Source organism: Bradyrhizobium sp. Ai1a-2 (assembly GCF_000426245.1).
Taxonomy (GTDB): Bacteria; Pseudomonadota; Alphaproteobacteria; order Rhizobiales; family Xanthobacteraceae; genus Bradyrhizobium.
Genome location: NZ_AUEZ01000022.1, coordinates 1 through 14,484, shown reverse-complemented (window position 1 = coordinate 14,484; position 14,484 = coordinate 1). Strand labels below are relative to the sequence as shown.

Annotated in this window: 15 protein-coding genes; 2 read left to right on the top strand and 13 right to left on the bottom strand. The window is 65.1% G+C overall.

All coding sequences use genetic code 11. The features are described 5' to 3' along the window. Positions 1-70: 70 nt before the first annotated feature. The 4 genes from K288_RS0116685 to K288_RS0116670 all read right to left on the bottom strand — a co-directional run bounded on the left by K288_RS0116685 (position 71) and on the right by K288_RS0116670 (position 3,623). Positions 71-1,048, bottom strand: coding sequence for a beta-ketoacyl-ACP synthase III (locus K288_RS0116685; RefSeq protein WP_027580583.1), 978 nt, complete (start codon positions 1,046-1,048; stop codon positions 71-73). Beyond that, on the bottom strand, positions 1,045-2,106 hold the full coding sequence (gene plsX, locus K288_RS0116680; RefSeq protein WP_027580582.1) for a phosphate acyltransferase PlsX: 1,062 nt from the start codon (positions 2,104-2,106) through the stop codon (positions 1,045-1,047). The genes K288_RS0116685 and plsX overlap by 4 nt, the downstream gene beginning before the upstream one ends. A 357-nt stretch (positions 2,107-2,463) precedes the next feature. Then, positions 2,464-3,075 carry a DUF177 domain-containing protein gene (locus K288_RS45745; RefSeq protein WP_051334577.1) on the bottom strand — a complete coding sequence of 204 codons (612 nt, stop codon included), beginning with the start codon at positions 3,073-3,075 and terminating at the stop codon, positions 2,464-2,466. Next, positions 3,072-3,623 (bottom strand): ubiquinol-cytochrome C chaperone family protein, encoded by a 552-nt coding sequence (locus tag K288_RS0116670; protein ID WP_027580581.1) that lies wholly within the window; start codon positions 3,621-3,623, stop codon positions 3,072-3,074. The genes K288_RS45745 and K288_RS0116670 overlap by 4 nt, the downstream gene beginning before the upstream one ends. A 107-nt stretch (positions 3,624-3,730) precedes the next feature. Between K288_RS0116670 and K288_RS0116665 the strand changes: the two genes are divergently transcribed. Together K288_RS0116665 and K288_RS0116660 are read left to right on the top strand one after the other, a co-directional pair. Then, positions 3,731-4,207, top strand: a complete 477-nt coding sequence (locus tag K288_RS0116665; protein WP_027580580.1) for an outer membrane protein assembly factor BamE — start codon at positions 3,731-3,733, stop codon at positions 4,205-4,207. A 104-nt stretch (positions 4,208-4,311) separates the two neighbouring features. Continuing rightward, on the top strand, positions 4,312-5,319 hold the full coding sequence (locus K288_RS0116660; RefSeq protein ID WP_027580579.1) for a tripartite tricarboxylate transporter substrate binding protein: 1,008 nt from the start codon (positions 4,312-4,314) through the stop codon (positions 5,317-5,319). Positions 5,320-5,482: 163 nt separating this feature from the next. Here the strand turns inward: K288_RS0116660 and K288_RS0116655 are convergent, their stop codons facing one another. The 9 genes from K288_RS0116655 to K288_RS0116615 form a co-directional block, all read right to left on the bottom strand. Further along, on the bottom strand, positions 5,483-7,603 hold the full coding sequence (locus K288_RS0116655; RefSeq protein ID WP_027580578.1) for a sodium-translocating pyrophosphatase: 2,121 nt from the start codon (positions 7,601-7,603) through the stop codon (positions 5,483-5,485). 317 nt (positions 7,604-7,920) lie between these two features. Beyond that, complete coding sequence (thiL, locus tag K288_RS0116650) at positions 7,921-8,922, bottom strand: thiamine-phosphate kinase (protein ID WP_027580577.1); 1,002 nt, start codon at positions 8,920-8,922, stop codon at positions 7,921-7,923. A gap of 138 nt (positions 8,923-9,060) precedes the next feature. Beyond that, positions 9,061-9,555 (bottom strand): transcription antitermination factor NusB, encoded by a 495-nt coding sequence (gene nusB / locus K288_RS0116645; RefSeq protein WP_027580576.1) that lies wholly within the window; start codon positions 9,553-9,555, stop codon positions 9,061-9,063. A 2-nt stretch (positions 9,556-9,557) separates the two neighbouring features. Next, positions 9,558-10,049, bottom strand: coding sequence for a 6,7-dimethyl-8-ribityllumazine synthase (gene ribH, locus K288_RS0116640; RefSeq protein ID WP_027580575.1), 492 nt, complete (start codon positions 10,047-10,049; stop codon positions 9,558-9,560). 196 nt (positions 10,050-10,245) lie between these two features. Beyond that, a complete protein-coding gene (locus K288_RS0116635; RefSeq protein WP_027580574.1) occupies positions 10,246-10,854 on the bottom strand; it encodes a riboflavin synthase in 609 nt (202 codons plus the stop codon). After that, positions 10,854-12,005 (bottom strand): bifunctional diaminohydroxyphosphoribosylaminopyrimidine deaminase/5-amino-6-(5-phosphoribosylamino)uracil reductase RibD, encoded by a 1,152-nt coding sequence (gene ribD / locus K288_RS0116630; protein ID WP_027580573.1) that lies wholly within the window; start codon positions 12,003-12,005, stop codon positions 10,854-10,856. Before ribD ends, K288_RS0116635 begins: the two co-directional genes overlap by 1 nt. Further along, a complete protein-coding gene (gene nrdR, locus K288_RS0116625; protein WP_027580572.1) occupies positions 12,002-12,484 on the bottom strand; it encodes a transcriptional regulator NrdR in 483 nt (160 codons plus the stop codon). Before nrdR ends, ribD begins: the two co-directional genes overlap by 4 nt. A gap of 11 nt (positions 12,485-12,495) precedes the next feature. After that, positions 12,496-13,806 (bottom strand): serine hydroxymethyltransferase, encoded by a 1,311-nt coding sequence (glyA, locus tag K288_RS0116620; protein ID WP_027580571.1) that lies wholly within the window; start codon positions 13,804-13,806, stop codon positions 12,496-12,498. A 266-nt stretch (positions 13,807-14,072) separates the two neighbouring features. Next, positions 14,073-14,270 (bottom strand): hypothetical protein, encoded by a 198-nt coding sequence (locus K288_RS0116615; protein WP_027580570.1) that lies wholly within the window; start codon positions 14,268-14,270, stop codon positions 14,073-14,075. Positions 14,271-14,484: the final 214 nt, after the last annotated feature.

The following is a 14,484-nucleotide window of genomic DNA, read 5'->3' as shown; positions in this document are numbered from 1 at the left end:
GGTCAACAGTGGCGATAATGCAGCAGCCTGCCAAAAATCGTCAGGGAGGTATCCTTTTTGATTGCGAGACTCACCAACGGACGAGCGCCGAGCCCCAGGTGAAGCCGCCACCCATCGCTTCGAACAGCACGAGATCGCCCCGCTTCACGCGTCCATCCTTCACCGCGACGGACAGCGCCAGGGGAATCGATGCCGCCGAGGTGTTGCCGTGGCGATCGACCGTCAGCACCACTTTTTGCGGTGCAATATGAAGCTTGTGCGCCGAAGCATCGATGATCCGCTTGTTGGCCTGGTGCGGAATGAACCAGTCGATGTCCTCGGCGCTGGCGCCGGTGGCGTTGAAGGCGTCGACGATCACGTCGGTGATCATGCCGACCGCATGCTTGAACACTTCGCGGCCTTCCATTCGCAGATGGCCGACCGTCTGCGTCGATCCCGGGCCGCCGTCGACGAACAGCTTCGACTTGTGGCGGCCGTCGGAGCGCAGATGCGTCGTCAGCACGCCGCGGTCAGACGGTTTGCCCGGCTGCTCCTGCGCTTCCAGCACCACCGCGCCGGCGCCGTCGCCGAACAGCACGCAGGTGCCGCGGTCGTTCCAGTCCAGGATGCGCGAGAAGGTCTCGGCACCGATCACCAGCGCCCGCTTGTAGGCGCCGGTGCGCAGGAAATTGTCGGCGGTCGCCAGCGCGAACACGAAGCCGGAGCACACCGCTTGCAAGTCGAAAGCTACGCCATGGGTGATGCCGAGCCCGTTCTGCACCGCGACCGCGGTTGCCGGAAACGTATTGTCCGGCGTCGAGGTCGCGAGCACGATCAGGTCGATGTCCTGCGCATCAAGGCCGGCGTTCGCCAGTGCCGCGCGCGCCGCGTTGATGCCGAGATGGGAGGTGAACTCCCCTTCGGCCGCGATGTGCCGCTCCCTGATGCCGGTGCGCTGCACGATCCATTCGTCTGACGTATCAACCCGGGTCGCCAGCTCGGCATTGGTCACGACCCGCGCCGGCAGATAAGAGCCGCAGCCGAGCACGACCGATCGTATCGCAGTCACGAGACAGCCTCCTGCGCGGTCTGCGCTGAGGCCAGCGCGCTGCCGACGCGGTTGAGCATCTGATTGATCTTGGTGAGGAGATCGTAGTGGGCCATCTCATAGCCAACATCGACCGCGTAGGCAAAGCCTTCGGAATTGATCCCACCGTGACTTTTCACCACCAGGCCCTTGAGGCCGAGCAGCACCCCGCCATTTGACTTGTTGGGATCCATCTTGTCGCGCAACGCCCGGAAGGCGCCGCGGGCCAGGAGATAGCCGATGCGCCTCGGCCAGGTCTGGGACAAAGCATTGCGCAGGAAGTCCACCATCTGCCGCGCGGTGCCCTCGGCCGCCTTCAGCGCGATGTTGCCGGCATATCCCTCCGTGACGACAACGTCGGCGATGCCCTTGCCGATGCCGTCGCTCTCGACGAAGCCGACATAGTTCAGTTGCGGCAGGTTCATCGCCCGCAACATCTCGGCCGCCTCGCGGATCTCCTCATGTCCCTTCATCTCTTCCCGACCGATGTTGAGCAGCCCTACGGTCGGCCGCTCCACGTTGAATCGGACGCTCGCCATCGCGCCGCCCATCAAAGCCAGCGCCACCAAATGCTGCGCGTCGCCACCGATGGTCGCACCGAGGTCGAGCACGATGGTGTCGCCACGCACGGTCGGCCACAGCGCCGCGATCGCCGGGCGGTCGATTCCGGGCAACGTGCGCAGGTTGAACCGCGCCATCGCCATCAGCGCGCCGGTGTTGCCGGCTGACACCGCGACATCGGCCTCTCCGTGCTTCACCGCGTCGATCGCAAGCCACATCGATGAGGTCTTGCGGCCGCGCCTGAGCGCCTGACTCGGCTTCTCATCGTTGCTGATCGCGACGTCGGTGTGGATCACGCGCGAGGCCGCCTTCAGAGCGGGATGCGCCGCCAATTCCGACTCGATCAGCTTGCTGTCGCCAAACAGCAAGAATTCGGTGTCAGGATGCCGGCTCAACGAGATGGCGGCGCCGGGGACGACGACCGATGCGCCGTCATCGCCACCCATGGCGTCAAGCGCGATTCGAACCTTTTTAGGCATGAACGTCCCGGAAACCTGCTCTCGGCGGCCTTGAAGCGGACCAGCCACCCGTTTGAAAGCCACCGCCATCAGCGATGTCCATCGCGGTCAGCGATGTCTGTCGCAATCGCGATGTCCATCGCGCAAGCGATGTACGGCCGGAGGCAACGGCGCGCCCGGCCGGGCCGCGACAATAACCTGTCCCCATTCTGACACAACCTCTTCACCAAGCTTTACCAGCCGGCTCAGGGTTGCGGGAATGCGGAGGCATCGACACAGGATATTTCAATTTGTTCAATATCTTATCTCATATTTATGAGAATGCATAGGATCGATTTCGCGCGATGGTTCGCCCTCACAATCCACTTTAACCGGAGCCTATTTCCCGTTGGATTTCCCTTTCGGCCTGTTTCCACCGGGGGTTTTCGGCGTGGCCTGCAACGCTTTCAGCGCGGCAAACGGGTGATCCTCGGGGTCGGCGGCCTCGACCACCGACTCGAACACGGCATCCGCCTTGCGCGGATAGGGATCGATCGCGAGGAACAGAGCGTCGGTCGCAAGCCGGCCGAGATCGATCATGCCGTTCTCGATCGGCTCCGGCGGGTCGGGAATCTCGGCGTCGCTGCGTTCGGCCTCTTCCGCCAGCGCAGCCATCTGCGGGATCTGCTCCGGCGGAGCGAAGATCAGGTCGATCTCCTCGTCGATGTCGTTCTCGATCTCCTCGAGCGTCACCACGCAGGTCTGCCCGATGCGGGCGCGCACGGAGCCCGCGACATGGAAGCGGCCGCCGCTCTTCGGCGTGACGTCGAACGATGCCTCAGCGGAAAGCACTTCGCGCAGGCCCGCAATATCAGCCAGTGCCTGGCGCTGGCGTGGATCGGCCTCGATGTCGCGGTGCAGGCCGGTTTCCGGCACCTGCGCCACCGCGACCAGCGCGCGCCAAGGGTCGCGCGGAATGCTCAGCCTCTCTGTCTCGGTCGTCCTGTTCATTGAGCCGCGCCCACCTGCTCCGGCACTGGAAACTTCCACGATCCGCCCGACAGCGCCGTTGCGTCGAGCTGGTCCAGCACGGCCGCCACGCGCCCGGCATAGGTCGCGAGCTGCCGTGCCTTCTCGATGTCCTTGCCATCAAAGATATTCTTGCAGAAAGCGTTTGCCAGCGCCTCGGGGCCGTCGGAGAGCGCAAGATCGTAGGCCACGGAACGGCCGTAGAAGGCTTCGCCGAACGCCTTCATCCGCTTCGGCACCGTGAGGTCGCCAACCCCCATTTCGCGCAGATTGTCGTCCATGTCCTCGCAAAAGCGGTCGAACAACGCCTGCGACAGGCCCGATTCGCCTTCCACCGCCCGCAGGCGCCGCAGCACCAGCCACAAATGCACCAGCAGCAGGTCGAATCGGCCGTTAACCGTGTCCGCGACCGCGAACTGCCGGTAAAACACCGGTTCTCGCGCCTGCGTCACGATCATGCCATAGATGGTCTCAATGGTGCCGCGCGGTGTTAGCCGGGGTTTTCTGAATTGATTGAACGGCCAAAGCATTGTGGGTTCCGCGCGGGGGCCCAAAGCGCCCGCTTCTGTTGCAATCCTCAGCCGTGCCCGGTACGTCAACGCCTCGCGCGACGCAAGGGGACGAATCAGTTCCGCCGATGACCAGAGCCAACGAGATCAGCCCACGCGTGTCCTCTTTACGCGGCGTGCTAGCGCGCTGCCGCGTCGCGGCGGCCATCGGCCTCGTCTGCGTGCTGCTGGCCGCCTGCACTGGCGAGCAATTCCAGAAGGGGTATATCCTGCCCCAGGGCGCGCTGGAGCAGATTCCGATCGGCGCCAGCCAGGACCAGGTGCTGATCGTGATGGGCACGCCCTCGACGGTGGCGACGCTGGACGGCGAGGTGTTCTATTACATCTCCCAGCGCACCGAGCGTCCGGTCGCCTTCATGAACCAGCGGGTGGTCGACCAGCGCGTGATCGCGGTTTATTTCGACAAGAACCGCACCGTCCGCCGCATCGCCAATTACGGCCTGCAGGACGGCAAGATCTTCGACTTCGTCAGCCGCACCACCCCGACCTCGGGCCAGGAGCTCAGCTACCTGACGCCGCTGTTCAAGCTCTTGAGCTTCAACTAACCATCGGCCCGCTGCGCCAAGTCGCCGCTTAACTCCTCGCTTGCCGGACCGCCCTGCGCTCCCCTACGCTCCCTGAAAACAAGATCAAATCAGGGAGTGAACACGTGAGCCGAACCTTGCTTTCCCGCCGTCGTCTGCTGACGGGCACGGCCGCCGTCTCGGCCGCCGCCATCCTGCCGCGCGCGAGCCTCGGGGCCGGCGACTGGCGGCCGACCGAGACTGTCCGCCTGATCGTGCCGGCCGCCGCCGGCGGCTCCACCGACGTGATGGGCCGCCTGCTGGCGGCGCATCTGCAGACCGCCTGGGGACAGTCGGCGATCGTGGAGAGCCGCTCGGGCGCCGGCGGCACCATCGGCACCGCCGAGGTCGTCCGCAACAAGGGCGACGGCCACACCATCCTGATCGGCAATCCCGGGCCGAATGCGATCGCCTATTCGATCTTCAAGAACCTCAACTACCAGAAGGATCAGTTGCAGCCGGTCTCCAACATGATCCGGATTCCGAACATCGTCTCGGCGCATCCCTCGACCGGCATCAAGTCGATCCCCGAACTGATCACCTATCTGAAGGCCAATCCGGACAAGCTCACCTATGGCTCGTCCGGGACCGGCCAGAGCCCGCATCTAACGGGCGCCTGGTTCCTGCAGCTCACCGGGTTGAAGATGACCCATGTGCCGTTCCGCGGCGCCGGCCCCGCGCTGCAGGCCGGACTCGCGGGTGACATCCAGGTCCTGTTCGACAACCTCTACCCGTCGCTGCCGCAGGTGCTCGACGGCAAGCTCAACGGGCTCTGCGTCACCACCACCGAGCGCAGCGATGCCGCGCCGAAACTGCCGACCATGCGCGAGAGCGCGCCGGAGCTATCGAAATTCGAAGTCTCCTCCTGGTTCGGCGTCTTCCTGCCCAAGACCACACCCGCGCCGATCGTGGACGAGCTCAACCGCCAGGTGAAGGCGATGCTTGAGCGCGACGACATCAAGAAGAACATCGCCGGCATGGGCGCCCGCCCCGACTACGGCACGCCGCAGCAGTTCACCGATTTCGTCGACGCCGAGACGAAGAAATTCGCTGCTATCATCGAGAAGGAAGGCCTGCAGATGGAGGTGAAATAGCTTCTACCGCCGTCATTGCGAGGAGCGTCAGCGACGAAGCAATCCACCCGTAGTGACATGGATTGCTTCGCTTCGCTCGCAATGACGCGGAGGGTGCGATCGACACGCTCAAAACAAAACCCCGCGACTTGCGTCGCGGGGTTTTGCGTTCAGCTCGCGCCGCTCAGTGCGCCAGGATTGCCAGCAGCAGCAGCGCCACGATGTTGGTGATCTTGATCATCGGGTTGACCGCCGGGCCCGCGGTGTCCTTGTAGGGATCGCCGACGGTGTCGCCCGTCACCGCGGACTTGTGGGCATCGGAGCCCTTGCCGCCGTAATGGCCGTCTTCGATGTATTTCTTGGCGTTATCCCAGGCGCCGCCGCCTGACGTCATGGAGATCGCCACGAACAGGCCGGTGACGATGACGCCGAGCAGCATCGCGCCGACGGCGGAGAACGCCGCCGACTTGCCGGCCGCGCCGCCGCCCGCGATCGCGTAGATCAGGAAGTAGACCACGATCGGCGACAGCACCGGCAGCAGCGAGGGGATGATCATCTCCTTGATCGCAGCCTTGGTCAGGAGGTCGACCGCCTTGCCGTAGTCCGGCTTGTCGGTGCCCTGCATGATGCCCGGCTTCTCGCGGAACTGGCGCCGCACCTCTTCCACGATCGCGCCGGCCGCACGGCCGACAGCGGTCATGCCCATCGCGCCGAACAGATATGGCAAGAGGCCACCGAACAGCAGCCCGACCACCACATAAGGATTGTTGAGCGAGAAGTCCGGATTGACGCCCGCGAAGTAGGTGTGATTGGCGGAGTCGCTGATGAAGAATTTGAGGTCCTGGTTATAGGCCGCAAACAGCACCAGCGCGCCGAGACCGGCGGAACCGATCGCATAGCCCTTGGTCACGGCCTTGGTGGTGTTGCCGACCGCGTCCAGCGCGTCGGTCGACTTGCGCACCTCCTTCGGCAGTCCCGCCATCTCGGCGATGCCGCCGGCATTGTCGGTGACCGGACCGAAGGCGTCGAGCGCCACGATCATGCCGGCCAGCGCCAACATGGTCGCCGTCGCGATCGCGATGCCGAACAGGCCGGCGAGGCTGTAGGTGACGAGGATGCCGGCGATGATGACCATGGCCGGCAGCGCGGTCGCCTCCATCGAGATCGCCAGCCCCTGGATCACGTTGGTGCCGTGGCCGGTGACCGAGGCGGCCGCGATCGACTTCACCGGCCGATAGTCGGTGCCGGTATAGTATTCGGTGATCCAGATGATCAGCGCGGTGACGACGAGGCCGACCACGCCGCATTGGAACAGCGACATGCCGGAATAGTCCACGCCCGGCAGCTTGTCGAAGCCGATCAGGTAGTAGATCACGCCGGCGATGCCGATCAGCGACAGGATGCCGGTCGCGATCAGGCCCTTGTAGAGCGCGCCCATGATCGACTGGCTGGAGCCGAGCTTGACGAAGAAAGTCCCGATGATCGAGGTGATGATGCAGATGCCGCCGATCGCGAGCGGCAGCGTCATCATGTTCACCAGGATCGGCGACTTCGCGAAGAAGATCGCCGCCAGCACCATGGTGGCGACCGCGGTCACCGCATAGGTCTCGAACAGGTCGGCCGCCATGCCGGCGCAGTCGCCGACATTGTCGCCGACATTGTCTGCGATGGTGGCCGGGTTGCGTGGATCGTCCTCGGGGATGCCGGCCTCGACCTTGCCGACGAGATCGCCGCCGACGTCGGCGCCCTTGGTGAAGATGCCGCCGCCGAGACGGGCGAAGATCGAGATCAGCGAAGCGCCGAAGCCGAGCGCCACCATGGCGTCGATCACAGTGCGGCTATCCGCCGCGAACCCTGCGATCTTGGTCAGGTAGGCGAAATAGATGGTGACGCCGAGCAGCGCCAGGCCCGCGACCAGCAGGCCGGTGATCGCGCCCGCCTTGAAGGCCAGCTCCAGGCCGCCGGCGAGCGACTTCGTCGCCGCCTGCGCGGTGCGGACATTGGCGCGGACCGAGACGTTCATGCCGATGAAACCGGCCGCGCCCGACAGGATCGCACCGATCGCGAAGCCGATCGCGACCAGGGCGCCGAGGAAGTAGGTCAGCAGGATGAAGATCACGACACCGACGATGCCGATCGTGGTGTACTGGCGCCGCAGATAGGCCTGTGCGCCTTCGCGCACCGCCGCGGCAATCTCCTGCATGCGCGGGCTGCCCGCGTCAGCGTTCAGAACGGAAGAAGTAGCCCAGATCGCGTAGACAACGGAAAGTATTCCGCAGAGCACGATCAACCATAATGCTGTCATTGGAATTTTGCCTCAGATCCTTGATGTATCCCCACGCCTTTGTTTTTTCCGCGGGATGCGGCAGGCGCTTATTAAGTGGTCCACCCCTGCCCTGAAGGGTGGCCACAATCGGTCACGACCTTGCCAAAATCGCTTTCGCAGCGCAACGCCGCCGGGGGCCAAAACGGGACGATTTGGGCAGCCAATTAGTCTGAGGGGCGGCTTTCTCGGGTAATTCTAGAGCCCGATGCGACCGGTTAAATCAGGCCGCGCGTCCCCTTCACCTCCCCGCGAGCGCGAGAAGGAGCAGAGCATCCATCGCGGATGCGGCTTGCCCTCTAGAAATGGCTGTAGGACAGGCGCTTCAGCGCCAATTCCCGGCCCTGTGAGTCGAGGAAGCTTGGGGGTGCGGAGCCCGCGATGATGCCGCCGATCGCTGTCACAGCAACGCCGGCCCGCTTGGCCTCCTGCACGAAGGCGGCCATGCGGTCCCCGGGGATCGCGCAGAGGATCTCGTAGTCGTCGCCGCCCGAGAGCAGGGTCTCGATGCCGACGACCTTGCGCGCCACCAGCGCGGCGGCCGACGGCGAGAGCGGAATGCTCTGGACGTCGATCACGGCCGAGACGGCGGAAGCCGTGCAGAGCTTTGCGAGATCACCGGCAAGCCCATCGGATACGTCCATCGCGGCGCTGGCGTAGTCGCGCACCGCCCTGGCGAGCGCATTGCGCGGCTGCGGCACGCGGTAGCGGCCGGTGAGCATCTCGCGGGCGGCAGCGTCGTTGGCGAGCGCCGAAGCGACCGGCCCGGCCTTCAGCAGGTTGAGCCCGAGCGCGGCATCGCCGATGGTGCCGGTAACCACGACGCGGTCCCCTGCCCGCGCGCCGCGGCGATGAACCATCTTGCCCTGCGGCAGGCGCCCGAACGCAGTAACCGAGATCATGACCGGTCCCGGCGTGGAGACCGTGTCGCCGCCTAGCAGCGGACAGCCGAATTGCGCGGCGTCCTCGCCAAGCGCCTGCGCAAACGGTTTTAGCCAGGCATCGTCAGCACCGCGCAGCGCCAGTGTCAGCACGAAGCCGGCAGGGTCCGCCCCCTTCGCCGCCAGATCGGAGAGATTGACCCGCAGCGCCTTGCGCGCCAGCGTCGCCGGCGGATCGCCGCGCAGGAAATGCACGCCCTCGACGATCGCATCGGTGGTGACGACGATATCGTCGTCCCCCGCACGCAGCGCCGCCGCATCGTCATCGAGATTGAAGGCGCCCGGGTCCTTCGCGAGCGGCTTGAAGTAGCGCGCGATCAGGGAGTCTTCACCGGATGAGTTGCTCTTCCCGCTGGCCATGCCGCCCGAAGTCTCCTCACCCGTCATCGCCCGGCTTGACCGGGCGATCCAGTATTCCGCGCTGCCCGTGATCCAGCATAACCGTCGCCGCTTACTGGATCATCCGCATTCGCGGATGATGACGGCGGAATGCGTGGGTTAGCCACGCACGAACTCGTCGGCCCGGAACTGCCGGGCGATCTGGTCGAGCACCGCGTTCACCATGCCGGTCTCGTCCTTCTCCACGAACGCATGCGCGACGTCGACATATTCGGAGACGACCACGCGGCCCGGCACGTCCTTGCGGTGCTCCAGTTCGTAGGAGCCTGCCCGCAGCACCGCGCGCAGGATCGCATCGATCCGCTGCAGCGGCCAGCCCTTGGACAGCGCCTCGTCGATCAACGGATCGAGCCTGGCCTGGTCGCGCACCACGCCGGAGACGACGTCACGGAAAAACGCTGCTTCCGCCGGCAGATACGTCTCGCCTTCGACCTCGTTGCCGAGCCAGTGGCTCTCGAACTCCGCGATCACGTCGTTCAGCCCGGCGCCGGCGATGTCCATCTGGTAGAGCGCCTGCACGGCTGCGAGCCGAGCCGCGCCGCGCCGATTGGCCTTCCGGTCCGCTGGTTTTACCGGCTTCCTGTCTTCCGCCATGGTCAACCCTTCGCCAGCCGACGTTTGATGCGCAGCATCGCAAGCGCCGCGCGCGCGGCATCGCCGCCCTTGTTCAGGTCATTGGCGCGCGCCCGTGCCCAGGCCTGTTCCTCGGTGTTGACAGTGATGATGCCGTTGCCGAGCGGAAACTTCCTGTTCACGGCGAGGTCCATCAGGCCGCGCGATGACTCCATCGACACGATCTCGAAATGAATGGTCTCGCCGCGCACCACGCAGCCGAGCGCGATGGCCGCATCATAGGGCTTGCCGTTCTTCTCTGCGGCATCGATCGCAATCGCGATCGCCGCCGGAATTTCCAGCGCGCCCGGAACCGTGATGACGTCGTAACCGACGCCGGCGGCCTTCAATTCCGCGACCGCGCCTTCCAGAAGCGCATCCTGAATGTCGTCATAGAACCGTGCCTCGACGATCAGCGCACGCGCGCCGGAAATGTCGGTCTGGTCCTTCAGCGGTGCACGCCGTGCGTCTGCCATTATCTCTTTCCGTTTCACACATGGCCCTCATCCTGAGGAGCGGCGGAGGCCGCGTCTCGAAGGATGAGATGCATCCGGGCCTCATGGTTCTCCGGGCGGTACGGAGCACCGTCCGCAGACGGCGCTTCGCGCCTCCTCACCATGAGGAGTTGGCAGGCGTTTTAGGCGCAGGCGCTGCCTGTGCCAAGGGCCGCCGTCACTTCATCTCTGTCAGCCGTGCTGCATAGCGGGCCATGAGGTCCACTTCGATATTGACCTCGCTGCCGGCGCGCCAGCCGCCAATCGTCGTGACTGTGAAAGTATGCGGGATGATCAGCACCGAAAATGTGACGTCATCGACCGTATTCACCGTCAACGATACGCCATCGAGCGTGATCGAGCCTTTGACCGCGATGAACCGCGCCAGATCGCGCGTGGTTCGGAGCACGAACCGCGCCATATCAGGCAGATCTTCGCGCGAGACGATGCTGGCGACGCCATCGGCATGGCCCGCCACGATATGGCCGCCGAGTTCATCGCCAATCTTCAGCGCGCGCTCGAGATTGAGGCGGGTTCCGACGGACCAGTGCTTCGCCGTGGTCATGCCAAGCGTTTCGGCGGCGGCATCGACGTCGAACCAGGCCTTGCCGCCCTCAACCCCGGAGGCAACCACCGTCAGGCACACGCCATTGCAGGCGATCGAGGCGCCATCGGCGATGGTCGCGCGATCGTAACGGCAGGCGATCCGCAACCGGTGCAACTGTCCCTGCGCCGTGGGTGTCAGGCTGGTGATCTCGCCGACATCCGTGACTATGCCCGTGAACATCAAGCACGCTCATAAATTGTGAGACTATCTTTTCCGAGCGTTTCGCTAGCACGAACCTTGAAGGCCGGCGACTGCGTGATCGCGGCGAGCGGCAATGCGTCCAGCGCGGGCACGCCGTCGGCGCCGACCGCTTCGGGTGCGCGCAACAGCCAGGCTTCGTCGACAAGGTCAGCCGCGACGAAGGATGACGCCACCCGCGCCCCGCCCTCGACCATCACTTTCGTGATGCCCTTCTCGGCCAGCGCATGCAGCACCGCGAGCAAGTCCAGTCCCGGCGGCGAGCTCGCGTCCGCGACCCGGATCACCTGGGCCCCCGCGGCCCCCAGCTTCATCGCAGCCGGTGCTTCGGCGAGCTCCGACGTCATCACCCATAACGGCGTTTGGCGCGCCGAATGCACCAGGCGGCTGTCGCCCGGCAGGCGCAGCGCGCGATCCAGCACCACCCGCACCGGCGAACGCGCCTCCATGCCCGGCAAGCGGCAGGTCAAGACCGGATCGTCGGCGAGCGCCGTGCCGATCCCGATCAGGATCGCATCGCTCTGCGCGCGAAGCAGATGCACCCGCGTCCGCACCACGTCTCCCGTGATCGCCACCGGGCGGTGACCGGCAGCGCCGATCTTGTCGTCGGCGGAGACCGCGAGCTTGAGCAGCACATGCGGGCGCTTGTCGGTGATACGGCGGAAATGCCCGGCATGGTCGCGCGCCGCCTCCTCCGCGCACAGCCCGAGATCGACCGCGATCCCGGCCGCGCGCAACCGTGCATGGCCCTGGCCGCCGACCAGCGGATTGGGATCTTCGATCGCCGACACCACGCGCGCGATGCCCGCGGCGATAATCGCGTCGGCGCAAGGCGGCGAGCGGCCGAAATGCGAGCATGGTTCGAGCGTCACATAGAGCGTGGCGCCGCGCGCCGCTTTGCCCGCGCGCCGCAACGCCTCCGGTTCGCCGTGCGGCCGGCCGCCGGGCTGGGTCCAGCCGCGACCGACAATGATGCCATCCTTGACCACGACTGCGCCGACCGCCGGATTCGGCCAGGTGCGGCCCTGCCCGCGGCGGCCGAGCGTCAGCGCGAGCTGCATGAACCGCAGATCGGCGGCTTTCGACTGTTTGGCTTCTGCGGCGAGCTTGTCTTCCAGGATGCGGAAGATCATTTTCGGAACTGTGCGATGCGCGGGTCGTCTTCGCTGGTGAGCTCGCCGAGCACCGCCTCGAAATCCTTGGCTTCGCGGAAGTTGCGGTAGACCGAGGCGAAGCGGACATAGGCGACATCGTCGAGCTGGCGCAGATGCTCCATCACGATCTCACCGATGGCCTCGGAAGAAACTTCGGCCTCGCCGCTGCTTTCGAGCTCCCGCACGATGGTGGACACCATCTTCTCCAAACGTTCGGTCTCCACCGGCCGCTTGCGCAACGAGATCTGCAGCGAGCGCACCAGCTTGTCGCGGTCGAACGGAACGCGGCGGCCGTTGCGCTTGATCACCGTCAGCTCGCGGAGCTGCACCCGCTCAAATGTCGTGAAGCGGAAATTGCAGGTGATGCAGACGCGCCGCCTCCGGATCACAGCCGAATCCTCGGTCGGACGCGAGTCCTTGACCTGCGTATCCAGACTGTTGCAACTCGGGCAGCGCATCGAACGAGCCTTTACTGGTAGATCGGGAAGCGGTCGGTCAGCGCCTTCACGCGTTCCTTGATCGCGGCTTCCACCAGCGGCGCCTTGCCCTCCGGCGACTGCTGCAGCGCGGTCAAGACTTCCGCGATCATGCCGCCGACTTCCTTGAACTCGGCGATGCCGAAGCCGCGCGTGGTCGTCGCGGGCGTACCGAGCCGAAGGCCGGAGGTGACGAACGGAGTCTCGGGATCGAACGGAATGCCGTTCTTGTTGCAGGTGATGGCGGCGCGCACCAACGCCTTCTCGGACACGTTGCCCTTCAGCCCCTTGGGCCGGAGGTCGACCAGCATGAGGTGATTGTCGGTGCCGCCCGAGACGATGTCGAGCCCATGGCCGCGCAGTGTTTCCGCCAGCGCCTTGGCATTCTCAACCACGTTCTTGGCGTAGACCTTGAAGTCCGGCCGCAGCGCTTCGCCGAATGCAACCGCCTTGGCGGCGATCACATGCATCAAGGGGCCGCCCTGCAGGCCCGGGAAGATCGCCGAGTTGAGCTTCTTGGTCAGCGTCTCGTCATTCCACAACATCAGGCCGCCGCGCGGGCCGCGCAGCGACTTGTGCGTCGTCGTGGTCGTGACATGTGCGTGTGGCACCGGCGAAGCATGGACGCCGCCGGCGACGAGGCCCGCGAAATGCGCCATGTCGACCATGAGATAGGCTCCGACACTGTCGGCGATCTCGCGGAAGCGCTTGAAATCCCAGGCGCGCGAATAGGCCGAGCCGCCCGCAACGATCAGCTTCGGCTTGACCTGTTCGGCCTGCTTGGCCACCGCATCCATGTCGATGATCTGGTCCTCGCGCCGCACCGTGTAGTGCACGGCCTTGAACCATTTGCCGGACATGTTGACGGGCGAACCATGGGTGAGATGGCCGCCCGCGGCGAGGTCGAGGCCCATGAAGGTGTCGCCGGGCTGCAGTAGCGCCAGGAACACCGCCTGGTTCATCTGGCTGCCGGAGTTCGGCTGCACGTTGGCGAACTTGGCGCCGAACAGCTTCTTGGCGCGCTCGATCGCCAGCGTCTCGGCAACGTCGACCCATTCGCAGCCGCCATAGTAGCGCGCGCCCGGATAGCCCTCGGCATATTTGTTGGTCATCACCGAGCCCTGCGCTTCCAGCACCGCGCGGCTGACGATGTTCTCTGACGCGATCAGCTCGATCTCATGGCGCTGCCGGCCCAGTTCGCCCTTGATCGCCTCCGCGATTTCAGGGTCGGCCTCGGCAAGGGTCGCCCTGAAGAAGGAATCAGGCGCGGAACCGGATTTGGCGCTCGGGGAGGATGAGGTCATCGGCGAAATATCTCCACCGCCGCAAGCCTTTAGAGGATGCGGTCGGTCCATTGTGGGCGGTCGAAGCTGGTCGGTCAGCGTTATCACATCGCCCGCTGCCGGCCAAGCGATTGCGGTAGGCGGTCGATTTTTGTGCCAGATATGGTGGCCCCACCGCGGTTTGCCAGTTCCGCAGACGGTAACCGCGCACTCTTCACCACCCCGTTATTCCAGGGCGCGCCCCCGGCGCGGGCCCGCAATCCATCGGGCCAAAACCTCTCTCGTCGTCATTCCGGGATGCGCCGAAGGCGCAGGCCCGGAATCCATTGCGCCACATGCGCAAGAGGAAAAATCGATTCCGGGCTCATCACTTCGCGACGCCCCGGAATGACGGAGAGAAAATTTGCCAGCGATTCCAACCTGATTTGGCCCGTCCAGTCGGCTTGCGAAAAACATTCCGCTTCCGTCGTCGGGCAAATCAGCACTATGAATCCGCGCGTCTCACCCGAATGAGGGGCGGCTCGCGATCGTCACGAACGTTGCGGTGAGATGCGGTGGACGCGATGGGTGTGACTGACGAGCACACACATCGCGGACGGCGAAGTCGTGTGGTCCTGGCGCCCCGACGCTGGCGCTAAGCCTTTCGCGCGAACTTTGTTCGCGCTTGAGGTGACGGTGGCAAGAAAGCCCGGTCACCGG

Coding starts and splice junctions, on each gene's coding strand:
- glyA (WP_027580571.1), bottom strand. CDS start 13,806: ATGACCTCATCCTCCCCGAGCGCCAAATCCGGTTCCGCGCCTGATTCC.
- K288_RS0116655 (WP_027580578.1), bottom strand. CDS start 7,603: ATGACAGCATTATGGTTGATCGTGCTCTGCGGAATACTTTCCGTTGTC.
- thiL (WP_027580577.1), bottom strand. CDS start 8,922: ATGGCCAGCGGGAAGAGCAACTCATCCGGTGAAGACTCCCTGATCGCG.
- plsX (WP_027580582.1), bottom strand. CDS start 2,106: ATGCCTAAAAAGGTTCGAATCGCGCTTGACGCCATGGGTGGCGATGAC.
- ribH (WP_027580575.1), bottom strand. CDS start 10,049: ATGGCAGACGCACGGCGTGCACCGCTGAAGGACCAGACCGACATTTCC.
- K288_RS45745 (WP_051334577.1), bottom strand. CDS start 3,075: ATGAACAGGACGACCGAGACAGAGAGGCTGAGCATTCCGCGCGACCCT.
- K288_RS0116665 (WP_027580580.1), top strand. CDS start 3,731: ATGACCAGAGCCAACGAGATCAGCCCACGCGTGTCCTCTTTACGCGGC.
- K288_RS0116670 (WP_027580581.1), bottom strand. CDS start 3,623: ATGCTTTGGCCGTTCAATCAATTCAGAAAACCCCGGCTAACACCGCGC.
- ribD (WP_027580573.1), bottom strand. CDS start 12,005: ATGATCTTCCGCATCCTGGAAGACAAGCTCGCCGCAGAAGCCAAACAG.
- K288_RS0116635 (WP_027580574.1), bottom strand. CDS start 10,854: ATGTTCACGGGCATAGTCACGGATGTCGGCGAGATCACCAGCCTGACA.
- nusB (WP_027580576.1), bottom strand. CDS start 9,555: ATGGCGGAAGACAGGAAGCCGGTAAAACCAGCGGACCGGAAGGCCAAT.
- nrdR (WP_027580572.1), bottom strand. CDS start 12,484: ATGCGCTGCCCGAGTTGCAACAGTCTGGATACGCAGGTCAAGGACTCG.